The 21,623-nt window shown below is 73.1% G+C and carries 21 protein-coding genes; 16 read left to right on the top strand and 5 right to left on the bottom strand.

The annotated features are described in order from the left end of the window. Positions 1 to 135 precede the first annotated feature (135 nt). Positions 136 to 1,020, top strand: a complete 885-nt coding sequence (locus tag IE248_RS08780) for a helix-turn-helix domain-containing protein (protein ID WP_100580261.1) — start codon at positions 136 to 138, stop codon at positions 1,018 to 1,020. A 12-nt stretch (positions 1,021 to 1,032) separates the two neighbouring features. Then, positions 1,033 to 1,254 (top strand): DUF397 domain-containing protein, encoded by a 222-nt coding sequence (locus IE248_RS08775; RefSeq protein ID WP_008741162.1) that lies wholly within the window; start codon positions 1,033 to 1,035, stop codon positions 1,252 to 1,254. Positions 1,255 to 1,263: 9 nt separating this feature from the next. Here the strand turns inward: IE248_RS08775 and IE248_RS08770 are convergent, their stop codons facing one another. Beyond that, positions 1,264 to 2,460 carry an 8-amino-7-oxononanoate synthase gene (locus IE248_RS08770; protein WP_100580262.1) on the bottom strand — a complete coding sequence of 399 codons (1,197 nt, stop codon included), beginning with the start codon at positions 2,458 to 2,460 and terminating at the stop codon, positions 1,264 to 1,266. 159 nt (positions 2,461 to 2,619) lie between these two features. Here IE248_RS08770 and bioB point away from each other — a divergent pair, with 159 nt between their 5' ends. From bioB to mug, 9 genes are all read left to right on the top strand, one after another. Next, a complete protein-coding gene (gene bioB / locus IE248_RS08765) occupies positions 2,620 to 3,837 on the top strand; it encodes a biotin synthase BioB (RefSeq protein ID WP_008741160.1) in 1,218 nt (405 codons plus the stop codon). Then, positions 3,830 to 5,152, top strand: a complete 1,323-nt coding sequence (locus IE248_RS08760; RefSeq protein ID WP_124290371.1) for an adenosylmethionine--8-amino-7-oxononanoate transaminase — start codon at positions 3,830 to 3,832, stop codon at positions 5,150 to 5,152. Before bioB ends, IE248_RS08760 begins: the two co-directional genes overlap by 8 nt. A 1-nt stretch (position 5,153) precedes the next feature. Then, positions 5,154 to 5,873, top strand: coding sequence for a dethiobiotin synthase (bioD, locus tag IE248_RS08755; RefSeq protein WP_073796766.1), 720 nt, complete (start codon positions 5,154 to 5,156; stop codon positions 5,871 to 5,873). 157 nt (positions 5,874 to 6,030) lie between these two features. Continuing rightward, positions 6,031 to 6,705: a class I SAM-dependent methyltransferase gene (locus IE248_RS08750; protein WP_229895186.1), complete on the top strand. Its 675-nt coding sequence runs from the start codon at positions 6,031 to 6,033 to the stop codon at positions 6,703 to 6,705. A gap of 195 nt (positions 6,706 to 6,900) precedes the next feature. Then, positions 6,901 to 8,241, top strand: a complete 1,341-nt coding sequence (locus IE248_RS08745; protein WP_190030333.1) for a hemolysin family protein — start codon at positions 6,901 to 6,903, stop codon at positions 8,239 to 8,241. Continuing rightward, complete coding sequence (locus tag IE248_RS08740; protein ID WP_100580267.1) at positions 8,238 to 9,263, top strand: hemolysin family protein; 1,026 nt, start codon at positions 8,238 to 8,240, stop codon at positions 9,261 to 9,263. Before IE248_RS08745 ends, IE248_RS08740 begins: the two co-directional genes overlap by 4 nt. A gap of 111 nt (positions 9,264 to 9,374) precedes the next feature. Beyond that, the gene (locus IE248_RS08735; protein ID WP_073796770.1) at positions 9,375 to 10,166 is read left to right on the top strand and encodes an SGNH/GDSL hydrolase family protein; all 792 of its coding nucleotides are present in this window, start codon (positions 9,375 to 9,377) and stop codon (positions 10,164 to 10,166) included. 71 nt (positions 10,167 to 10,237) lie between these two features. Next, entirely contained in the window at positions 10,238 to 11,671 is a 1,434-nt protein-coding gene (purB, locus tag IE248_RS08730) for an adenylosuccinate lyase (RefSeq protein ID WP_008741153.1), read from the top strand. Then, positions 11,668 to 12,216: a G/U mismatch-specific DNA glycosylase gene (gene mug / locus IE248_RS08725; protein ID WP_073772916.1), complete on the top strand. Its 549-nt coding sequence runs from the start codon at positions 11,668 to 11,670 to the stop codon at positions 12,214 to 12,216. The genes purB and mug overlap by 4 nt, the downstream gene beginning before the upstream one ends. Positions 12,217 to 12,241: 25 nt before the next feature. Here mug and IE248_RS08720 read toward each other — a convergent pair whose 3' ends face one another. The 3 genes from IE248_RS08720 to IE248_RS08710 are packed head-to-tail and all read right to left on the bottom strand — an operon-like array spanning position 12,242 to position 14,414. Further along, positions 12,242 to 12,676 carry a hypothetical protein gene (locus tag IE248_RS08720; protein WP_190030332.1) on the bottom strand — a complete coding sequence of 145 codons (435 nt, stop codon included), beginning with the start codon at positions 12,674 to 12,676 and terminating at the stop codon, positions 12,242 to 12,244. Positions 12,677 to 12,716: 40 nt separating this feature from the next. Further along, positions 12,717 to 13,466 (bottom strand): ABC-2 transporter permease, encoded by a 750-nt coding sequence (locus IE248_RS08715; protein ID WP_073796773.1) that lies wholly within the window; start codon positions 13,464 to 13,466, stop codon positions 12,717 to 12,719. Positions 13,467 to 13,502: 36 nt separating this feature from the next. Next, a complete protein-coding gene (locus IE248_RS08710; protein WP_190030331.1) occupies positions 13,503 to 14,414 on the bottom strand; it encodes an ABC transporter ATP-binding protein in 912 nt (303 codons plus the stop codon). Positions 14,415 to 14,521: 107 nt separating this feature from the next. Here IE248_RS08710 and IE248_RS08705 point away from each other — a divergent pair, with 107 nt between their 5' ends. From IE248_RS08705 to IE248_RS08695, 3 genes are all read left to right on the top strand, one after another. After that, the gene (locus IE248_RS08705; protein ID WP_190030330.1) at positions 14,522 to 15,697 is read left to right on the top strand and encodes a sensor histidine kinase; all 1,176 of its coding nucleotides are present in this window, start codon (positions 14,522 to 14,524) and stop codon (positions 15,695 to 15,697) included. Between the two features lie 4 nt (positions 15,698 to 15,701). Then, positions 15,702 to 16,352: a response regulator transcription factor gene (locus tag IE248_RS08700; RefSeq protein WP_008741147.1), complete on the top strand. Its 651-nt coding sequence runs from the start codon at positions 15,702 to 15,704 to the stop codon at positions 16,350 to 16,352. Positions 16,353 to 16,449: 97 nt separating this feature from the next. Then, complete coding sequence (locus IE248_RS08695) at positions 16,450 to 17,604, top strand: ROK family transcriptional regulator (RefSeq protein WP_008741146.1); 1,155 nt, start codon at positions 16,450 to 16,452, stop codon at positions 17,602 to 17,604. Between the two features lie 210 nt (positions 17,605 to 17,814). Here IE248_RS08695 and IE248_RS08690 read toward each other — a convergent pair whose 3' ends face one another. Beyond that, entirely contained in the window at positions 17,815 to 18,600 is a 786-nt protein-coding gene (locus IE248_RS08690; protein ID WP_124290368.1) for a GntR family transcriptional regulator, read from the bottom strand. Between the two features lie 286 nt (positions 18,601 to 18,886). On the opposite strand from IE248_RS08690, the gene IE248_RS08685 reads away from it, so the two are divergent. After that, on the top strand, positions 18,887 to 19,738 hold the full coding sequence (locus IE248_RS08685) for an alpha/beta fold hydrolase (RefSeq protein ID WP_037798599.1): 852 nt from the start codon (positions 18,887 to 18,889) through the stop codon (positions 19,736 to 19,738). A 115-nt stretch (positions 19,739 to 19,853) separates the two neighbouring features. Continuing rightward, positions 19,854 to 21,440 (top strand): alkaline phosphatase D family protein, encoded by a 1,587-nt coding sequence (locus tag IE248_RS08680; RefSeq protein WP_037800054.1) that lies wholly within the window; start codon positions 19,854 to 19,856, stop codon positions 21,438 to 21,440. Positions 21,441 to 21,623 lie beyond the last annotated feature (183 nt).

Here is a 21,623-nt window from a genome sequence, read left to right as displayed (position 1 = left end):
ACCCATCGTCCCGCTGTTGTTGCCGTTCTCCCAAGACCTGCATATATCTGTCGCTCAATGCGGTGAACTCTGCTACGGAAGAGCGTATTTGGACGGAAGACCGGTGCGAGCCGTACCGGTGGAAGGAGAGCGGGTATGCAGCACGGCCCCGCGGTGCGTCGGCGCAAGCTCGGCGAGGAGTTGCGCGCCCTGCGCGACCGGTCCGGACTCACCAGTGGTGAGGCGGCCCGGATGGTCGGGTGGCACCAGTCGAAAGTCAGCCGCATCGAGACGGGGCGCAGCGGGGTCAAACCTGAGGACATCCGGTCGCTCCTCGACGTCTACGGGGACGTGGTCAGCGCCCAGCAGCGCGCCCTGCTGGAGGCCCTGTCGGCCTCGGCGGCCGGGCCCGGGCCGGGGGCGGGCGCCGGGCGGGGCCGCGAGTGGTGGCACGACTACCGGGGGCTGCTGCCGCAGGAGTACCGGGACTTCATCAGCCTGGAGGCCGGCGCCCGCTCGGCCCGTACGGTGGAACTGTCGGTGGTGCCCGGCCTGTTGCAGACCCCGGACTACGCCAGGGCCGTGACCCGGGCGGCGCTGGGCGGGCTGCCGGAGCCGAAGGTGGACGCGCTGGTCGACGTACGGCTGGCCCGGCAGTCGGTGCTGCGGGCGGATCCGCCGCTGGAGCTGAGCGCGGTGCTGGACGAGGCGGTGCTGCGGCGGCAGATCGGCGGTCCGGGGGTGATGGCCGAGCAGCTGCGGCACCTGAGCGAGGTGACGCGGCTGCCCCAAGTCTGTCTACAGGTACTGCCGTTCAGCGTGGGGGGTCATCTCGGCCTGACCGGACCCTTCGTCATCTTTTCATTTCCGGACATCGCCGATCTCGATGTGGTGGTACTCGACCATTTGACGAGTAGCCTCTATCTGGAGCGGAAGGAAGACATCGAGGCCTACAGCGCCGCTTTCCGCGCGATCCAGGCCCACGCCCTCCCGCCCCGTGACTCGTCGGATCTGATCAGCTCACTCGCTGACGACGCGTAAGGAGGCACCCCCGTGTCCGCAACCCCGTTATCCACCAGCGGACTTCTGAGCAGTGCGCGGTGGCTGCGGAGCAGTCGCAGCACCGGAATGAACAACTGTGTGGAAACGGCCGCCCTCCGCGGCGGCCTGCTGGCCGTCCGCGACTCCAAACGAGCGGACGGCCCGGCCGTGCTCTTCACCGGGCCGGCCTGGGACGGCTTCCTCGCCTGTGTCCGGGCGGACGTGCTCGCGTAAGAGCCCCGCCTACCGGTCCGTGGCTCCGGCCGGAGCGGTCCGCAGGATCGTCTCGACGGCCCGGTCGATCTCTTCCCCCGTGAGATCGGCCCGAGCGGTCAGCCGCAGCCGGGACACCCCGTCCGGCACCGACGGCGGCCGGAAGCACCCCACGGACAGACCCGCCTCGCGGCAGTCGGCGGCCCAGCGCAGTGCCGCCGGAGCCGACGGGGCCCGTACCGACACCACGGCCGCGTCCGGCCGGGCCGCGGTCAGGCCGGACGCGGTGAGCCGTCCGTACAGCGCGGCGGCCACCTCGCGGGCCAGGCCTGCCCGTTCCGGTTCGCTCCGCAGCAGGCGCAGGCTCGCCAGCGCCGCTCCGGCGGCGGCCGGGGCGAGCCCGGTGTCGAAGATGAAGGTACGGGCGGTGTTGATCAGGTGCCGGATCACCTTGGCCGGCCCGAGCACCGCGCCGCCCTGGCTGCCCAGCGACTTCGACAGGGTCAGCGTGGCGACCACCCCGGGCGCGCCCGCGAGCCCGGCCGCGTGCAGCGCGCCGCGTCCGCCCTCGCCCAGGACGCCCAGCCCGTGCGCGTCGTCCACGATCAGGGCCGCGCCCTGCTCCCGGCAGGCGGCCGCGTACCCGGCGAGCGGGGCGGCGTCCCCGTCGACGGAGAACACCGAGTCGCTGACCAGCAGGGCCCGGCCCGTGTGCGCGGCCAGCGTCTTGCGGGCGCCGGCCACGTCGGCGTGCGGGACGACGGCGGTCTCGGCGCGCGAGAGGCGGCAGCCGTCGACGATCGAGGCGTGGTTCCCGGCATCGGAGACGACCAGGGTGCCCCGGTCGCTGAGCGCGGTCACTGCGGCCAGGTTGGCGGCGTAACCGGAGGACAGCACCAGCGCGGCCTCGAAGCCGCAGAAGTCGGCGAGCTCCCGCTCCAGCTCGGCGTGGAGCTCGGTCGTACCGGTGACGAGCCGCGATCCGGTGGCCCCGGCGCCCCAGCGCTCGGCGGCCTCCCGCGCGCCCCGGACCGTCTCCGGGTGCCGGGACAGACCGAGGTAGTCGTTGCTCGCGAGGTCCAGCAGCGGTGAGGAGGCCGGCCGCGGGCGCAGCGTGCGGACCAGCCCCGCCCGCTCGCGCGCCCGCTCGGCGTCGTCGATCCAGGCGAAGACGTCCGGGACCGGGCCGGGCTCGGCGGCCGCGGCGTCGGGGGTGTGCTGGGGCATCGGCGGCGTCCTCGCGTTTTGTCGGCTGTCCACAGACCTGCGAACGACCCTAGTGGGCGTGACCTCTGTGTCATGTGTGGTGATACACACACTCCAAACAGGCCATGTTGTCCGATCTCTCCTTGGCCGGGAGTGGTCGTGTGGTCCAGGATTCGGACCATGGACCTGCTGAACACCCTGGTGGACAAGGGACTGCGGCGTGAGCTGCCGACCCGCGAAGAGGCGCTCGCCGTTCTGGCGACCTCGGACGACGAACTGCTCGATGTTGTGGCCGCGGCGGGCAAGGTGCGCCGCCAGTGGTTCGGACGTCGGGTCAAGCTGAACTACCTCGTCAACCTGAAATCCGGGCTCTGCCCCGAGGACTGCTCCTACTGTTCCCAGCGTCTGGGATCGAAGGCGGAGATCCTCAAGTACACCTGGCTGAAGCCGGAGGAGGCCACCCAGGCCGCCGCGGCCGGGGTCGCGGGCGGTGCCAAGCGGGTCTGTCTGGTGGCGAGCGGGCGCGGTCCGACGGACCGGGACGTGGACCGGGTCGGCAAGACCATCGAGGCCATCAAGGAGGGCAACGAGGGCGTCGAGGTCTGCGCGTGCCTCGGCCTGCTCTCGGACGGCCAGGCGGAGCGGCTGCGCGACGCGGGCGCGGACGCCTACAACCACAACCTCAACACCTCCGAGGCGACGTACGGGGAGATCACCAAGACCCACACGTACGCCGACCGCGTCGACACCGTGCAGAAGGCGCACGCCGCCGGCCTGTCGGCCTGCTCGGGCCTGATCGCGGGCATGGGCGAGAGCGACGAGGACCTGATCGACGTCGTCTACGCCCTGCGCGAGCTCGACGCCGACTCGGTGCCGGTCAACTTCCTGATCCCCTTCGAGGGCACCCCGCTCGCCAAGGAGTGGAACCTCACCCCGCAGCGCGCGCTGCGCATCCTCGCGATGGTCCGCTTCGTCTGCCCCGACGTGGAGGTCCGGATCGCGGGCGGCCGCGAGGTGCACCTGCGCACGATGCAGCCGCTGGCACTGCACCTGGCCAACTCGATCTTCCTCGGCGACTACCTCACCAGTGAGGGCCAGGCCGGTCAGGCCGACCTCGACATGATCGCGGACGCCGGTTTCGAGGTGGAGGGCGCCGGTACGACGACCCTTCCCGCGCACCGCTCCGAGGCGACGGCCGCGGTGGCGGCGGCGCCCGCGGGCGGAGTATGCGGTTCCGGCTCCGGGGCGGCTCCGGCCGCGGCGGGCTGCGGGTCGGCGTGCGGCGGCTGCTCGGGCCACGACGCGGCGCCCGCCCAGGCCGACGCGGGCGAGGTCCGCTCGGACCTGGTGGCGGTACGCCGCCGCGGCGCGGGAACGGATCTCGCCCCGAATGCCTGAGCGGTCCCACCCGTACGAGGCGCTGCCGGCCGCCGAACTGCTCGCGCTGGACCGGCAGCACGTCTGGCACCCGTACGGCCCGATGCCCGGGCGGCAGGAGCCGCTGATCGTCTCCTCCGCCTCGGGGGTCCGGCTGCGGATGGCCGAGCCCGTCGAGGGCCACGAAGAGCTGGTCGACGGCATGTCCTCGTGGTGGTCGGCGATCCACGGCTACAACCACCCCGCGCTGAACGAGGCGACGACCGCCCAACTCGGCCGGATGTCGCACGTGATGTTCGGCGGGCTCACCCATGAGCCCGCCGTCCGGCTGGCCGCGAAGCTGGTCGAGATCACCCCGGCCGGCCTGGAGCACGTCTTCCTCGCCGACTCGGGCTCGGTCGCGGTCGAGGTCGCGGTCAAGATGTGCCTCCAGTACTGGCGCTCCATCGGCCGGCCCGGCAAGACCCGGCTGCTGACCTGGCGGGGCGGCTACCACGGGGACACCTGGCAGCCGATGGCCGTCTGCGACCCCGAGGGCGGCATGCACGAGCTCTGGTCGGGGGCCCTGCCCCGCCAGGTCTTCGCGGACGCCCCGCCCGGCGGCTTCGACGCCCCGGTGGACCCGGCGTACGCCGACCACCTGCGCTCCCTGATCGCCGCGCACGCGGACGAGCTGGCGGCCGTGATCGTGGAGCCGGTGGTGCAGGGCGCGGGCGGCATGCGCTTCCACAACCCCGGTTACCTGCGGGTGCTGCGCGAGCTGTGCGACGAGTACGGGGTCCTGCTCGTCCTGGACGAGATCGCGACCGGTTTCGGCCGCACCGGCGCCCTGTTCGCGGCCGACCACGCGGGGATCACCCCCGATGTGATGTGCCTCGGCAAGGCCCTGACCGGCGGTTACCTCACCCTGTCGGCGACCCTGTGCACGCCGCGGGTGGCCGACGGGATCTCCGAGGGCGAGGTCCCGGTACTGGCCCACGGGCCGACCTTCATGGGCAACCCGCTGGCCACGGCGGTGGCCTCGGCCTCGATCGACCTGCTCCTCGGCCAGGACTGGCAGCGCGAGGTCAAGCGCATCGAGGCGGGCCTCCTGGAAGGCCTGGCCCCGGCCGCGGACCTGCCCGGAGTGCGGGAGGTCCGGGTGCTGGGCGCGATCGGCGTGGTGCAGCTGGACCACGCCGTCGACATGGCGGCCGCCACCCGGGCGGCGGTCCGGGAGGGCGTCTGGGTACGTCCGTTCCGCGACCTGATCTACACGATGCCGCCGTTCGTCACGGGCGACGCCGACGTGGCCCGCATCTGCCGCGCAGTGTGCGCCGCGGCAAAGGAGGGCTGACATGCCGGTCGTCTTCATATCCGGAACGGGCACGGAGATCGGCAAGACGGTCGTCACGTCGGCGATCGCGGCGTCCGCCGTGGCCGCCGGCCGTTCGGTCGCGGTCCTCAAGCCCGCCCAGACGGGCGTGGGGCCGGCGGAGCCCGGGGACGCGGCGGAAGTGGTCCGGCTGGCGGGGCCGACGGTGACGGCGCTGGAACTGGCCCGCTACCCGGAGCCGTTGGCCCCGGACACGGCGGCCCGGCGCGCCGGGCTGCCCACGCTCTCCCCTGCGCGGATCGCGGAGGCGGCGCGGCAGCTCTCCCTGGACCACGACCTGGTCCTGGTGGAGGGCGCCGGCGGGCTCCTCGTCCGCTTCGACGAGGCGGGTCACACGCTGGCCGACGCGGCGCGGCTGCTCGCGGCGCCGGTGCTGGTCGTCGCCCCGGCGGCCCTCGGCACCCTCAACTCCACGACCCTGACGGCCGAGGCCCTGCGGGCGCGGGAGCTGACGGGGCTGGGCGTGGTGATCGGCAGCTGGCCGGCCGCCCCGGATCTGGCCTGCCGCTGCAACCTGGCCGACCTGCCCGGCTCCTCGGGACTGCCCCTGCTGGGCGCGGTCCCCGAGGGCTCGGGCGCGCTGTCCCCCGAGGCGTTCCGCGCCTCGGCCGCGGGCTGGCTGGCCCCTCGCCTGCACGGCACCTGGTCCCCGGAGGCCTTCCGCGCCGCCTGGCCGGCCTGACCCGGCGCTCACGGCGCGCGGGCCCGGTCCGGCCGGGCCGGGCCCGCGGCCAGGCCCGGCCCGGGGCAGCGCCGCGCGGCCGTGCGGCGCTGCCGGGGTGAGCCGACACCGGCGGGGAAAAATGGCAGTACGCGCCCCGTCCGCACGAGGAGGTCCCGTGCTCCGTCGCAGCCGCCCTACGCAGGATCCGGTCCACCATCCGCTGTTCGCCCGCTTCTACGCCCGGATGAGCGTCGAGGCCGATGCCCGCGCCGGGGTCGGGAAGATCCGCGAGGAACTCCTGGCCGGGCTGAGCGGCCGGGTCATCGAGATCGGCGCGGGCAACGGCCTGAACTTCGCGCACTACCCCCGCGCCGTGTCCGAGGTCGTCGCGGTCGAGCCGGAGCGCGTCCTGCGCCGGCACGCCGCAGAGGCGGGGCTGCGCGTCGAGGTCCCCGTCGACGTGGTGCCGGGCGCCGCCGAGGCCCTGCCGGTCAAGAGCGAGTCCTTCGACGCGGCGGTGGCCTCGCTCGTGCTGTGTTCGGTACGGGACCTGCCGCGCTCCCTTTCCGAGCTCCACCGCGTCCTGCGCCCGGGCGGGGAGCTGCGCTTCTTCGAGCACGGCCGCGCCCCCGGCCGGGGCATGGCCGCCTTCCAGCGCGTCCTGGACCGGACCGTGTGGCCGCGGCTGTGCGGCGGCTGTCACACCGCGCGCGATCCGCTGGCCGCCATCGAGGCGGCCGGGTTCGAGGTCACGGCGGTGCGCGGCCTCCGGGTCCCGGAGGGCGGACCCGCGCTGCCGTCCTCGTACTGCGTGCTGGGCACGGCCCGCCGGGGTTACGGGACCGACTAGCCCGTGGCCGGTGCGAAGGACGAGCCATCTCCTTTGCCCGTCCTTTACCATGTGTGCAGCTGTTCGAACCGTTCCTCCGATCGAAAGGTGTGAGCGTCCGCCCATGGGCGAGCCTCCCAGTACCCGACACCGCCGCAGCCGACATCGCGCGCTCCCCCTCCGCCTGACCGATCATGGGACGGAGGTGACCGACCGATGACCGAAGTGCTCCTGCTCGTCGTGGCGCTGCTGCTCTGCCTCGCCTGTGGAGTCTTCGTCGCGGCGGAGTTCTCGCTGACGACCGTCGAGCGCAGCGAGCTCGAACAGGCCGTCGAGCGGGGCGAGCGGGGCGCGGAGAGCGCCCTCGTCGCCGTCCGCAGCCTGACGTTCCAGCTCTCCGGCGCGCAGCTCGGCATCACCGTGACCGGCCTGGTCATCGGCATGATCTCCAAGCCCTCGATCGCCGCCCTGCTGAAGGGCCCGTTCCAGGCGATGGGACTGTCGCCCGGCGCCGCCTCCTCCACCGCCCTGGTCCTCGGCACCGCGCTGTCGACCGTCGTCCTGATGGTCGTCGGCGAGCTGGTGCCGAAGAACTGGGCGATCTCCTCCCCGCTGGCCGTCGCCAAGCGCGTGGCCACCATGCAGCGGCTCTTCAGCCGCGCGTTCGGGCCGCTCATCGGACACCTGAACACCACCGCGAACCACATGGTGCGCCGGCTCGGCCTGGAGCCGGCCGAGGAGCTGGCTTCGGCGCGCAGCCCGCAGGAGCTGGTCGCGCTGGCGCGGCACTCCGCCAAGGCGGGCGCGCTGGAGAAGGACACCGCCGAGCTGTTCGTGCGGACCCTGAACCTGGCCGACCTGACCGCGGAGAACGTGATGACCCCGCGCGTCCAGGTCACCGCGCTCGACCTGCAGGCCACCGCCGAGGACGTGGCGAACGCGACGCTGGCCACCGGTCTGTCGCGCTTCCCGGTCTACCGGGGCAGTCTCGACACCGTCGTGGGCACCGTCCACATCAAGGACGTCCTGGCCCTGCCCGCCGAGGAGCGGCACCGCACCGCCGTCTCGCAGCTGCTGCGCGAACCCCTCCTCGTACCGGAGTCGCTGACCGTGGACCGGCTGCTGGACCGGCTGTCGGGCCGGCAGACGATGGCCGTGGTGATCGACGAGTACGGCGGCACGGCCGGCGTCGTCACGCTGGAGGACATCGTCGAGGAGGTCGTGGGCGAGGTCCGCGACGAGCACGACCCGCACGAGACCCCGGACCTGGCCCCGGCCGGTACGGACGCCTCCGGGCGCGCGCTCTACTCCGCCGACGGCGCCGCGCGCACCGACCAGCTGCGGCGGATCGGACTGCGGGTGCCCGAGGGCCCGTACGAGACGCTGGCCGGTCTGATAGCGACCGAGCTCGGCCGGATCCCGGCCGTCGGCGACAGCCTGGAGCTGGACGGCTGGCACCTGGACGTGGTGGACGCGAGCGGGCGCCGGGCCGCGCGGGTGCTGCTGCACGTGCCGGTCGAGTCCGCTGACGACGAAGACGCGGAGGGGACCCGATGACCGCGATCCAACTGCTCATCGGCCTGGCGACCCTGGTCGTCAACGCCTTCTTCGTCGGGGCGGAGTTCGCGCTGATCTCGGTGCGGCGCAGCCAGATCGAGCCGTACGCCGAACAGGGCGACCGGCGGGCCCGCGCCGTGCTGTGGGGCCTGGAGCACGTGTCGGCGCTGATGGCGGCGGCGCAGCTGGGCATCACGCTGTGCACCCTGGTGCTGGGTGTGGTGGCCGAGCCGGCCATCGCGCACCTGCTGAGCCCGCTGCTCGACGCGGTCGGGGTGCCCTCCGGCGTGACGCACGCGATCTCCTTCGTGGTGGCGCTGGCGCTGGCCACGTACCTGCACATGCTCTTCGGCGAGATGGTGCCGAAGAACGTGGCGCTGGCGGAGCCGGTGCGCACCGCGCTGGCGCTGGGGCCGCCGCTGGTGACCCTGGCGCGGGCGCTGCGGCCGGTGATCTTCGCGATCAACGCGTTCGCCAACACCTTGCTGCGGCTGCTGCGGGTGGAGGTGAAGGACGAGGTCGGAGCGACCTTCTCGGACGACGAGCTGGCCCGGATCGTGAAGGACTCCTCCGCGGCGGGGCTGATCGACGACCGGGCGAGCGAGCGCCTGTACGACGCGCTGGAGCTGGGGCGGCGGCCGGTCACCGATGTGGTGCTGCCCTCGGGCCGGGTGGTCTCGGCCCGGGCCGGCATCACGCCGGCGGGGCTGGAGCGGCTGTCCGCCGAGTCGGGGTACTCCCGCTTCCCGGTGCTCGACGCGGAACAGCGGATCCTCGGCTACCTGCACGTCAAGGACGCCCTGGACGCGGACGCGACGGAGCGGGAGGAGCCGTTCCCGGTGCCCGCGCTGCGGCCGATCGCGCAGGTACGGGCGGAGACCCCGCTGGACGACGTGCTGACCGCGATGCGGCGCAGCCGTACGCACCTGGCGGCGGTGCTCGGTGCGGACGGTGCGATGACGGGTCTGGTGACGATGGAGGACGTACTGCGCGAGCTGTTCGACCGGCCCGCCTCGGCGTGAGCCGGGCCGGGCCTCGCCGGGCCGGGCCTGATCGCATCGGCGCAGCTCAGCGGGTCAGGTACCGCCGCCCCGGACGGGGCGGCGGTACCGCGCGGTAACATCTCTTCCGCCATGGAGATGAATGCGTCTTACACCAGTTTCGTCGCGGTCGGCGACTCCTTCACCGAGGGCATGTCGGACGGCCTGCCCGACGGCTCCTACCGGGGCTGGGCCGATCTGCTCGCCGCCCGGCTGGCCGCGCGCGAGCCCGGCTTCCGGTACGCGAACCTCGCGGTCCGCGGGAAGCTGATCGGCCAGATCGCCGGGGAACAGGCGCCGGTGGCGGCGGGCATGGGCGCCGACCTCGTGACCCTGGTCGGCGGGCTCAACGACGCCCTGCGGCCCAAGGTCGACATGGGCAGGGTGCGCGCGCACCTGGAGGAGTCCGTGGCCCTCCTCGCGCCCTCCTGCCGGCAGCTGGTCCTGATGCGCTCCCCCGGCCGCAACGGTCCGGTGATGGACCGGTTCCGGCCGCGCATGGAGGAGCTCTTCGGCATCATCGAGGAACTCGCCGACCGGCACGGCGCGCTCGTCGTGGACCTGTACGGGGCTCCGGCGCTCGCGGACCCCCGCATGTGGGACGTGGACCGGCTGCACCTGACCGCCGAGGGGCACCGCCGGGTGGCCGAGGCCGTCTGGCAGACGCTCGGACTGCCGCCCGAAGAGGACTGGCGCACCGCGCTGGCGCCCACCGCGGCGCCGGGCTGGGCGGTCCGCCGCTCCCAGGACCTGAGCTTCGCCCGCAGGCACCTGCTCCCCTGGATAGGCCGCCGGCTCACCGGCCGCTCCAGCGGTGACGGCCGCCCGCCCAAGCGGCCGGAACTGCTGCCGCACGACGCTTCGGCCGCCGACCGGCTCTCGTAGCAATCCACAATCCGAGACGGGCTCCCTACCTGCGTAAAGACACAGCGGCGGCCCAAGTAGAATCACTCCACGTGACAGCCAAGCCCCGCATCCCCAATGTCCTGGCCGGCCGCTACGCCTCCGCGGAGCTCGCCGTCCTGTGGTCCCCCGAGTACAAGGTGACGCTGGAGCGGCGGCTGTGGCTCGCTGTCCTGCGCGCCCAGAAGGACCTCGGTATCGAGGTACCGGACGCCGCCCTCGCCGACTACGAGCGCGTCCTGGAGACGGTCGACCTCGCCTCCATCGCCGAGCGCGAGAAGGTCACCCGCCACGACGTGAAGGCCCGGATCGAGGAGTTCAACGCCCTCGCCGGCCACGAGCACGTCCACAAGGGCATGACCTCGCGCGACCTCACCGAGAACGTCGAGCAGCTCCAGATCCGGCTCTCCCTGGAGCTGGCCCGCGACCGTACGGTCGCGGTCCTCGCCCGCCTCGGCAAGCTGGCCGGCGAGCACGCCGAGCTGGTCATGGCCGGCCGCTCCCACAACGTGGCCGCGCAGGCCACCACCCTGGGCAAGCGCTTCGCCACCGCCGCCGACGAGCTGCTGGTCGCGTACGCCCGCCTGGAGGACCTGCTCGGCCGCTACCCGCTGCGCGGGATCAAGGGCCCGGTCGGCACCGCCCAGGACATGCTGGACCTGCTGGGCGGCGACGCCGCCAAGCTGGCCGACCTGGAGCAGCGGATCGCCGCCCACCTCGGCTTCGCGGAGGCCTTCACCTCCGTCGGCCAGGTCTACCCGCGCTCGCTCGACTACGACGTGGTCACCGCCCTGGTGCAGCTGGCCGCCGCGCCGTCCTCCATCGCCAAGACGATCCGCCTGATGGCCGGCCACGAGCTGGTAACCGAGGGCTTCAAGCCCGGCCAGGTCGGCTCCTCCGCGATGCCGCACAAGATGAACACCCGCTCCTGCGAGCGCGTGAACGGCCTGATGGTCATCCTGCGCGGCTACGCCTCGATGACCGGCGAGCTGGCCGGCGACCAGTGGAACGAGGGCGACGTCTCCTGCTCCGTGGTCCGCCGCGTGGCCCTGCCGGACGCCTTCTTCGCCTTCGACGGCCTGCTGGAGACCTTCCTGACGGTCCTCGACGAGTTCGGCGCCTTCCCGGCCGTCGTGGCCCGCGAGCTGGACCGCTACCTGCCGTTCCTCGCCACCACCAAGGTGCTGATGGGCGCGGTGCGCGCGGGTGTCGGCCGCGAGGCCGCCCACGAGGTCATCAAGGAGCACGCGGTGGCCTCCGCGCTCGCCATGCGCGAGCAGGGCGCCGAGCGCAACGAGCTGCTGGACAAGCTGGCCGCCGACGAGCGGATGCCGCTGGACCGGGCGCAGCTCGACGCGCTGATGGCCGACAAGCTGTCCTTCACGGGCGCGGCCGGCGACCAGGTCGCGGCGGTGGTCTCCCGTATCGAGGCGATCGCCAAGCAGCACCCGGAGGCCGCCGGGTACGCGCCGGGGTCGATCCTCTGACCCCCGACGAGCTCGACGCCGCCCGCGACCGCGTCCTCCCGGACGTGGTCGCGGGCGGTCTGCGTGTGCTCTTCTGCGGAATCAATCCGGGTCTCCTCTCCGCCGCGACGGGCCACCACTTCGCCCGCCCCGGCAACCGTTTCTGGCCGGTGCTGCACCTGTCCGGCTTCACCCCGCGCCGGCTGGCCCCCGCCGAGCAGGAAGAGCTGCTGACCTACCGGCTCGGCATCACCAACGTGGTGGCCCGCGCCACCGCCCGGGCCGACGAGCTGAGCGCCGAGGAGTTCCGCGAGGGCGGCCGCATCCTCACGGCGAAGGTGGAGCTCCTGCGCCCCCAGTGGCTGGCGGTCGTCGGCGTCACCGCCTACCGCACCGCTTTCGGCGAGAGGAAGGCTCAGATCGGCCCCCAGGAGCGGATGATCGGCTCCACCCGCGTCTGGGCCCTCCCCAACCCCAGCGGCCTCAACGCCCACTGGACCGCGGAGACGATGGCCCAGGAGTACGCCCGCCTGCGCACGGCCGCCGAAGCGACCGCACAAGACTGAGCGGCGGGCACCGGACCGACGACGATCAGGGCGGGTCGATCACCGTCACCGCCGCCATCAGCCGGGGCGAGTGGTCGGCTCCCCACCGGGCCTCGAAGAGCACCACCCAGCGGTCGCCGGCCCGCCACAGGCACAGTTCCTCGGAGGTGTCGCCCATCTCCCGCCAGGGCTGTGGCGCCTCCTCGCCTTCCGCCCGCAGTCTCAGGCTCCTGAGGCTGAACCGGTCGGCCGCCCCCCAGCGCTCCTCCAATCCCAGGCTCAGCGCCTCGAACTCGGCCGAGACCTGCTCCTCCCCCGCCACCCGGTCGGCCGCGTCCTCATCCCCCTGCCAGCGGCTCGCGCCCAGCTCGGCCAGGTGGTAGCCGGGGCCGCTGGTGCCCACCTCGGACCGGCCCTGGACCTCGGGGAAATCGCGCGTCAGGAGCCGGTCGATCGTGTCGAGATGCTCTGCCGTGGTCATGCCGTCAGTATCCGGGGGACCACTGACAACTGGCCCGGCGTCACACGTCCCGCCGGCGCACCGCAAGCCAGCCACCGATGACTGCGGCCCCCGCCCACAGGGTCAGCACCCCGAGGCCCTGCCAGTGGCCCACGACGCTGCCGGCCTCGGCCCGCATCATCATCTGGCCGGCCCGGTCCGGCAGGAACTCGGCCATGCCCTCGGCACCGGCCCCGATGACGAAGGACAGCATCAGCACGAACGGTATGAGCAGGCTCAGCACAGCCGTTGCGCTGCGCAGCACGGCCGTCAGGCCCGCCGCGAACAGGGCCATCAGCGTCAGGTACATCCCGCAGCCGAACACCGCCCGGAGGGCTCCTGGGTCCCCCAGCCCGATGCTGTGGGGGCCCATGAACGACTGGCCTGCCAGGAACGTCGCCAGCCCGGCGATCTGGCCCGCCACGAAGGCGAGTCCGCCCACCAAGGAGATCTTCGACAGGTAGAAGCGCGCCCGGTTCGGGACCGCGACCAGTGAGGTGCGCAGGCCTCCGTCGTGGAACTCCGAGGACAGAGCGGTCGCGCCGAAGGCCATGGCGGCTATCTGCCCGAAGGTGATCCCGTAGAAGGCCGCGAGGAGCGGGTCCTCCCCCATGGCGCCTTCCTCGGCCTGGCCTATGGCCGCGGCCGTGAGCGCCTGGATCCCGGTGGTGACGAACAAGATGGCAATCAGGGACCCGAACGTGCCGCGCAGGGACCGTATCTTGATCCATTCCGAGTGCAGGACGGGCCGGGTGGGCAGGGCGGTGCTCATGGCGAAGCCTCCTGGATGGAGAGGGGACGGGGAAGGTCAGCGGGTGGCGGCGAACTGGGCGTGGTCGGCGGTGAGGTCGAGGTAGGCCTGCTCCAGCGAGGCCCGCTCGTCGGAGAGTTCCAGCATGGGGATGCCCTCGCGGGCGGCCAGCGGGCCGAGCCGCTCGGCCTGTATGCCCTCGACGGTCCAGCGCCCGTCATCGGCGCCGACCATCTCAAGGCCCTCCCGGGCCAGGGCGGCCCGGAGCCGGACCGGGTCGGAGGTCCGCAGCCGTACTCTCGGGGTGCTGCGGGCGTCGATGAACTCCTCCATCGAGGTGTCGGCCAGCAGCTTCCCCTGGCCGAGCACCACCAGATGGTCGGCGAACGCGGCGGTCTCCGACATCAGATGACTGGACACCAGGATCGTGCGCCCCTCGGCGGCCAGCGTGCGCATCAGCTCGCGGACCCAGATGATGCCCTCGGGGTCGAGACCGTTCGTCGGCTCGTCCAGCAGCAGCACTCCCGGATCGCCCAGGAGCGCGGCCGCTATGCCCAGGCGCTGGCGCATCCCGAGCGAGAAGGTCTTGATCCGCCGCTTGGCGGCCGAGGCGATCCCGGACCGCTCCAGCACCTCCTCCACCCGGCGCGCAGGGATCCGGTTGGCGGCGGCGAGGAAGCTCAGGTGGGCCCGGGCGGTGCGACCCCCGTGGGCCGCCTGGGCGTCCAGGAGCGCGCCGACCCTGTGCAGCGGGTCCGGGAAGTCGGTGAACCGCTGCCCGCCGATGGTGGCCGTACCGGACGTGGCCCGGTCCAGGCCCAGCAGCAGGCGCATCGTGGTGGACTTGCCGGCGCCGTTGGGGCCCAGGAAGCCGGTGACCCGCCCGGGCAGAACCTCGAAGGTGAGGTGGTCCACGGCCCGGGTACGGCCGTATTCCTTGGTCAGTTCTCGGATCTCGATGCTGTTCATGTCTCAAGACTCGCCGTCGCCCCACCCCCGTTCCTCCCCCATGCGAGGGTGGCGTCTCCCCCACGTGGGGGAGACGCCCGTGACCTGCCTGCTGTCACGATGTGTGCATGTACCGACTGCTCCGCGCTCCGTTCCAACCAGTGACCTATTCACGCTGGTTGCACCTCTGCGTGCCGATCCTGATGCTGGCCGTCTGGATGTTCATAGAGCCCGAGGCGCCGTGGGTACCCCTGCTCATCGTCATCCCGCTGGGGCTGGTGCCGTGGGTGCGGCTGGCCGAGGGACTACAGGCGCGGTTCCTGCTCACCCCTCACGACTGGGACGGCGCCGAGAACACCATCAGCACGGCCGCGTCCGCGCGCTGGAGCGACCGGTGGCGGACCTTGCTCTGGCTGGAGATACGGCTCGTCGTCTCCCTCGGCGCCATGTTCCCCACGGTGTGGCTCCCGTTCATGACCGTGGAGCTGGTGGCGATCGCGCTCGGGAGCCCCTTCGAGGCGGACCACATGCTGCCGTTCATCCCGCCGCGCTGGGCCGCAGCGCTGCTCGTCCCGGTCCCCCTGATCCTGCTCATCATCTCGGTGACGCTGCTGGGCCGGCTGATCACCGCGATCGCCCAGCGGCTGCTGGGGCCCTCCGCGGCCGAGCGGCTGAGCGCGCTGGAGGCCCGCACCGAGCAGCTGCTGGAGCGGACCAGGATCGCGCGCGAGCTGCACGACTCCATCGGGCACGCGCTGACGGTCGCGGTGTTGCAGGCGGGCGCCGCCCGCGCCGCCGGCGACCCGGAGTTCACCGACCGGGCGCTGAGCGCGATCGAGGAGACCGGCCGGGCCGCGCTGGAGGATCTGGAGCGGGTGCTGCTGGTACTGCGGGAGTCCTCGCGGCCGCCTTCGCAGCGGCCGACGCTGGTGGAGGCGGACCGGCTGTTCGAGTCGGCCCGGAATTCCGGGGCGACGGTGGACGCGCAACTGACCGGCCCGCTGGAGAAGTTGCCCGGCCCCGTCACCCGGGAGGGGTACCGGATCCTTCAGGAGGCGCTCACCAACGTGCTGCGGCACTGCGGCTCCGTATCCGTCCGGGTGAGGATCGAGATGACCAAGCGCCGGCTGGAGATGGAGGTGTCGAATCCGCTGCCGGAGGGGCTCACGCTGATGTCGGGCAGCGGCAGCGGGCTGCGCGGGATGCGGGAGCGGGCCTCACTGCTGGGCGGGGAGGCCGAGACCGGTCCGTTCGAGGGGAGTTGGAGGGTGCGCGTCAGGCTTCCGCTGGACCGAATACGCTGACCGGATGCCGGTTACCGTACTGCTCGTCGATGACGAACCCCTCGTGCGCGCGGGTCTGCGCGCCGTCCTGGACGCCCAGCCCGACATCGAGGTGGTGGGTGAGGCCGCGGACGGGGCTTCCGTGGTCCCGCTGGTCCGGCAGTTGAGGCCGGACGTGGTGGCGATGGACGTACGGATGCCGCTGCTCGACGGGATCCAGGCGACCCGGGCGGTCCTGCGGACCGTGGACTCCCCGCCGAAGATCCTCGTCGTGACGACCTTCGAGAACGACGAGTACGTCTACGAGGCCCTGCGGGCGGGGGCGGACGGCTTCCTGCTGAAGCGCTCGCGGCCCTCGGAGATCGTGCACGCGGTACGGCTGGTGGCGGAGGGCGAGACGCTGCTCTTCCCCGCCGCGGTGCGGGCCCTGGCCGCGGAGTACGGGAACCGCGGCGCGCGGGCGGTGCTGGAGCGAGCCGCGCTGACCGAGCGGGAGGAGGCAGTGCTGCGGCTGATGGCGCGGGGGCTGACCAACGTGGAGATCGCCTCCGAACTGATCGTCGGCACGGAGACGGTGAAGTCCCATGTCAGCGCGATCCTGGCGAAACTGGGGGCACGGGACCGGACGCAGGCGGTCATCATGGCGTACGAGTCGGGGTTCGTCTCTCCCGCCTGACAGGGGCCGGTGGGGCGGATGGGGGGCCGCTTCTCGCCGCGGCACCGCGAGCGCAGTACGATCCGGCTGACAAGCTCGCTAGCTGGGAGGACACACGTTGGGGCAGCTGACCGGCGGGGATCCCTCTCTGCTCCGGCGGATCAATTCCGCCGTCGTACTGCGGGCGCTGCGCGCGGCCGGATCGCCGACCCTCACGGACCTGACCCGGCTGACCGGGCTCTCCCGGCCGACCGTCGAAGGCGTGGTGGAGGGGCTGATCGGGACCGGGCTCGTCGCCCCGGCCGACGCGGAGGAAGGCGCGCGCCGGCAGGGACGACCGGCCAGGAGGTTCCGCTTCCGGACGGAGGCGGGCCATCTGCTCGGCATCGAGATCGGCTCGCACCGGATCGCGGTGCTGCTGTCCGGGCTGGACGGGCGGGTGATCGGCGCCGGGACCAAGGACGTCGCCGAGGACGCGTCGGCGGATGAGCGGCTGGAGCGGGTGCGGGCGGCGGTGGCCGATCTGCTGCGCCGGGCCGGGATCCCCCGGGACTCCCTGCGCGCGGTGGGGGTCGGCAGCCCCGGGATCGTGGAGGCGGACGGCACCGTCCGCCTGTGCACCGCGCTGCCCGGCTGGACGGGCCTGCCGCTCGGGGAGCGGCTGCGGCGATCGTTCCGCTGCCCGGTGCAGGTGGAGAACGATGCGAACGCCGCGGCCGTCGCCGAGCACTGGAAGGGCGCGGCGCGCGACACCGGCGACATGGTCTTCGTGATGGCGGGCCTCAGCCCGGGGGCCGGCTCACTGATCGGCGGCCGGCTGCACCGGGGCTTCGGCGGGGCGGCCGGGGAGATCGGCGCGCTGCACCTGCTGGGCCGCGAGGTCACGCCCGAGCGGCTGCTGTCCACCACCGGCGAACCGCTGCACCCGCTGGACGAGCCGGCCGTCGCCGAGGTCTTCGCCATGGCCAGGCGCGGTGACGAACGCGCGGTGGCCGCCGTGGAGCGGTTCATCCAGCGCCTGGTGCACGATGTCGCGGCGCTGGTCCTCGCCATGGACCCGGAGCTGGTGGTGGTCGGCGGCTGGGCGGCCGGGCTGGACGGGGTGCTGGATCCGCTGCGCCGGGAGCTGGAGCGGTACTGCCTGCGCCCGCCGCGGGTGGCCCAGTCCCTGCTCGGCGAGGCCGCGGTGGCGACGGGGGCGTTGCGGCTGGCGCTGGACCACGTGGAGGAAGAGCTGTTCGCGGTGGAGAAGACGGTCACCGCCCGACGGTGACCGTCCGGGCTTCCGGTTCCCCGTAGGCCTCATCAGCCACACCGCTGACGGCCCGTACGAATCCGCCGCCGCTTCCGGGAGCCCGGCTCGACCCGGTCGGCGGCGTGCTCGCGTTCCAGCTCGGCACGGAACAGCGCCGCACCGGGCCCGCGGTCGGCGGGCGGCCGGTGCGGCGCGGTGTCAGTGACGGCGACGGCGACGGCGACGGCGTCAGGAGGCGACGCGGGTCTCCGTGATCTCGACGCCCTCGTCACCGAAGGTGAGCCGGCAGGTGTCGGCGCGGTACGTGGCGACCGAGACGGCGGCCGTGCCCCCGGCGGTGAAGTAGCGGGTGGTGACGAGCAGCACCGGTGCGCCGGGCAGCCGGTCGAGCTCCTTGGCGTCATCCGCGCGGGCCGAGCCGAGCTCCACCGAGCGGTCCTGCCCGTCGAGGGCGAGTCGCTGGAGCTCGCGCAGGACGGCGCGGGCGCGCGCCGGGCCGGCCGGGGCGTCGATGGCGGAGAGGCCGGGCACGGAGGCGGCCGGCACGTACAGCAGCTCGGCGGCGACGACCTGGCCCTCGGTGACCCGGGTCCGGCGCACGGTGTGCACGGGCTGGTCGGCGGCGGAGGCGGAGCCAGAGGCGGCGGACCCACTGCCGGCGGCCAGGAGCTTCAGGACGGCGGCAGTGGGCAGGGCCTCGGCGGCGTCCACGGCCTCCCAGCCGTCGGCGCTCTCGCCGGGCCAGCTGTGCCGGGCGCTGCCGACGGCGACGCCCACGCGCGGCGGGGCCACCGTGGTCCCGACGCCGCGCCGGCGCTGCAGGCGTCCTTCGAGCTCCAGCTGCTCCAGGGCCTGGCGCAGGGTCGCCCGGGCCACTCCGAAGCGCGCGGCGAGCTCCCGCTCGTTCGGCAGGATCTCACCCACGGCGAAATCATGGTCCAGCGCCTCGCTGAGCACGGTCTTCAGGTGCCAGTACTTCGGCTCCGGTACCGATTCGAGCTGCGTGGTCCCCACCCTGACTCCTCCTGCCATCGCTGCAATCGCCGTGTTCCAGCGGCAGTTCCGCGCCCTTGTTTATTAAAGGTTCCTGCACTATCCCTGCGACGATAGGACGGCACAATCCCTTGGTCAAGACCAATCCTCATCCCTTTGCCGGGCAGATCGGGCATACGTATCAAGCCGTTCACAGGATGTTCTCGCTGTCCTTGAAGGCTTGTAGTCAAGGCCTACCGGGCGGTAATCATGGCGTAGACCGTTGCTGACGGTCCGTCTCATACGCGTCCACCCGACGAGGAGCAGCATGACCGCCACGGTCTCCTTCACGATCGATTCGCCGCTGGGTCCCCGCACCGCCACCGTCGCCTACGAACGCAAGGGCGCCGGCGAACCGCTTCTCCTGCTGCACGGCATCGGCCACCACCTCCAGGCCTGGCACCCCGTGACCGACGTCCTGGCCGGGCAGTACGACGTCATCGCCGTCGACCTGCCCGGTTTCGGCGCCTCCGCGCCGCTGCCGGAGGGGGTCCCGTACGACCTGGCGACCGTCGCCCCGGCCCTCGGGGCACTCTGCGCGGCGCTGGGCGTCGACCGCCCGCACGTCGCGGGGAACTCCCTCGGCGGGCTGCTCGCGCTCGAAATGGGCCGGACCGGCCTGGCCCGCTCGGTGACGGCCCTGTCTCCCGCCGGGTTCTGGACGCAAGGGGAGCGCCGGTACGCCTTCGCCGCCCTCAGGGCGATGCGGGCCGGCGCGCGGGCGCTGCCCCGGCCCGCCCTGGAGCGGCTCTCGCGCAGCGCCGCCGGGCGGGCGGCCCTGACCAGCAGCATCTACGCCGCCCCGGGCCGCCGGGCGCCCGAGGCCGTGGTCGCCGAGACCGTGGCCCTGCGCGACGCGACCGGTTTCGAGCAGACCCTGGCGGCGGGCGGGTCCGTACGGTTCACCGAGGACGTGCCCGGGCTGCCGGTCACGATCGCCTGGGGAGTCCACGACCGGCTGCTGCTCCGCCGCCAGGGGGTGCGCGCCAAGCGCACCGTCCCGGGCGCCCGGCTGGTCCGGCTGCCGGGCTGTGGCCACGTCCCCATGCACGACGATCCGGCGCTGGTCTCGCGGGTGGTCCTGGACACGGCGCGCAGCGCAACTCCTGCGGTGATCTGAGCAGCTGACGGCTGTTCATCCGGGGTTCGCGTGGGCGACGCGGCCGGGCCGGTGTGCGGCGGCACACTGGTCCGACCCGTTCCCGCCGGCCCCTGGAGGCGCACCGATGGCACCGATGCGGCACACCCGACGCTCCCTGCTCGGCGGCACCCTCGCCGTCCCGGTGGGCCTGACCCTGTCCGGAGCGCTCGCCGCGCCCGTGTCCGCCGCCACCGGAGCGGCGCCCGCGTTCATCCGTTCCGGCCGCCCGAGCGCGCTCTGGGGGACCCAGTCCGGCGAGATCACCGCGCACTCCGCCACCATCTGGACCCGCTCCGACCGGCCCGCGCGGATGTACGTGGACACCTCCCCGAGCGAGTCCTTCCGCTACGGCGTGCGGCGGCACGGCGGCTCCTTCCTCGGCCCCGCCACCGATTACACGGGCACCACCACCCTGCGCGACCTGCCGCCCGGCCGTCAGATCCACTACCGGGTGGTCCTCGCCGACCCCGACGACCCGCGCCGCACCGGCGAGCCGGTCCGGGGCACCTTCCGCACCACCCCGGTCTCCCGCCGCCACGACGTGCGCTTCCTGTGGTCCGGGGACCTGGCCGGCCAGGGCTGGGGCATCAATCCCGAGATCGGCGGCTACCGCGTCTTCGAGGAGATGCGGCTGCGCGATCCCGACTTCTTCCTCTTCAGCGGCGACACGATCTACGCCGACGGGCCGATCCAGGCCGCCGTGCCGCTGCGCGACGGCACCGTCTGGCACAACATCACCACCGAGGAGAAGGCGAAGGTGGCCGAGACCCTCACCGAGTTCCGCGGGAACTTCCGCTACAACCTGCTCGATCGCAACCTGCGGGACTTCAACGCGCAGGTGCCGGTCCTCGCCCAGTGGGACGACCACGAGGTGCGCAACAACTGGTACCCGGGTCAGGTGATCGACGATCCCCGCTACACCGTGAAGGACGCCGACACCCTCGCCGCCCGGGCCCGCCAGGCCTTCGGCGAGTACTTCCCGGTCACCGACCTCCGGGGCGGCCGGACCGAGGGCCGGATGTACCGCGTGATGCGCCACGGCCCGCTGCTCGACGTGTTCGTGCTCGACATGCGCACGTACCGCGACCCCAACTCACCCGGCCGCCAGACCGACGACCCGGTCGGGATCCTCGGCACGGAACAACTGGGCTGGCTCAAGCGCGAGCTGTCCCGCTCCCGCGCCACGTGGAAGGTCATCGCCGCGGACATGCCGCTCGGGATCGTGGTTCCCGACGGGGCCGCGAACTTCGAGGCCGTCGCCCAGGGCGACCCGGGAGCCCCGCTGGGCCGGGAGCTCCAAATCGCCGAACTCCTGCGCCACATCAAGCACCAGCGCATCACCGGCACCCTCTGGCTCACGGCCGACGTCCACTACACGGCGGCCAACCACTACGCGCCGGAGCGGGCCGCGTTCACCGACTTCGCACCCTTCTGGGAGTTCGTCTCGGGCCCCATCGGCGCGGGCGGGTTCCCCGCCGGGCGGCTGGACGCCACCTTCGGCCCGGAGACTGCGTACGTCCAGTCGGCGCCGGTCGCCAACATGTCGCCGGCGGAGAACCCCCCGTACTACGGCGAGGTGGAGATCGACGCGGCCGGCGGGGACCTCACCGTACGGCTGCGCCGTCAGGGCGGCGGCGTGCTCTTCACCAAGACCCTGCGGCCCGGGCGCGTGGGCCAGTAGGCCTACGTCGGCCGGTCCGCCGGGCGGCAGGGCAGCCGGGCGGACCGGCGGGCCGGGCAGCCGGGCGGCAGGGCGGTCCGCCGCGAGCGCACCGTCCGGCGGGCGTCCGGGAGGGCGGACATCGGCCGGAAAGCCGGGCGAAATCGACCAGATGGACACTTAACCCAGCGGTCACAGATCGTT

The organism is Streptomyces goshikiensis (assembly GCF_014650555.1).
GTDB classification, from domain to species: domain Bacteria; phylum Actinomycetota; class Actinomycetes; order Streptomycetales; family Streptomycetaceae; genus Streptomyces; species Streptomyces goshikiensis.
Note: the sequence above shows the minus strand (reverse complement) of the source record. Positions and strands in the feature narration are given on the sequence as shown.

Bases quoted from the DNA above. Each gene is read 5' to 3' on its own strand.
- IE248_RS08780 (WP_100580261.1), top strand. From the start codon at position 136: ATGCAGCACGGCCCCGCGGTGCGTCGGCGCAAGCTCGGCGAGGAGTTG.
- IE248_RS08770 (WP_100580262.1), bottom strand. From the start codon at position 2,460: ATGCCCCAGCACACCCCCGACGCCGCGGCCGCCGAGCCCGGCCCGGTC.
- bioB (WP_008741160.1), top strand. From the start codon at position 2,620: ATGGACCTGCTGAACACCCTGGTGGACAAGGGACTGCGGCGTGAGCTG.
- IE248_RS08760 (WP_124290371.1), top strand. From the start codon at position 3,830: ATGCCTGAGCGGTCCCACCCGTACGAGGCGCTGCCGGCCGCCGAACTG.
- bioD (WP_073796766.1), top strand. From the start codon at position 5,154: ATGCCGGTCGTCTTCATATCCGGAACGGGCACGGAGATCGGCAAGACG.
- IE248_RS08745 (WP_190030333.1), top strand. From the start codon at position 6,901: ATGACCGAAGTGCTCCTGCTCGTCGTGGCGCTGCTGCTCTGCCTCGCC.
- IE248_RS08740 (WP_100580267.1), top strand. From the start codon at position 8,238: ATGACCGCGATCCAACTGCTCATCGGCCTGGCGACCCTGGTCGTCAAC.
- IE248_RS08735 (WP_073796770.1), top strand. From the start codon at position 9,375: ATGGAGATGAATGCGTCTTACACCAGTTTCGTCGCGGTCGGCGACTCC.
- IE248_RS08720 (WP_190030332.1), bottom strand. From the start codon at position 12,676: ATGACCACGGCAGAGCATCTCGACACGATCGACCGGCTCCTGACGCGC.
- IE248_RS08715 (WP_073796773.1), bottom strand. From the start codon at position 13,466: ATGAGCACCGCCCTGCCCACCCGGCCCGTCCTGCACTCGGAATGGATC.
- IE248_RS08710 (WP_190030331.1), bottom strand. From the start codon at position 14,414: ATGAACAGCATCGAGATCCGAGAACTGACCAAGGAATACGGCCGTACC.
- IE248_RS08705 (WP_190030330.1), top strand. From the start codon at position 14,522: ATGTACCGACTGCTCCGCGCTCCGTTCCAACCAGTGACCTATTCACGC.
- IE248_RS08700 (WP_008741147.1), top strand. From the start codon at position 15,702: ATGCCGGTTACCGTACTGCTCGTCGATGACGAACCCCTCGTGCGCGCG.
- IE248_RS08685 (WP_037798599.1), top strand. From the start codon at position 18,887: ATGACCGCCACGGTCTCCTTCACGATCGATTCGCCGCTGGGTCCCCGC.
- IE248_RS08680 (WP_037800054.1), top strand. From the start codon at position 19,854: ATGCGGCACACCCGACGCTCCCTGCTCGGCGGCACCCTCGCCGTCCCG.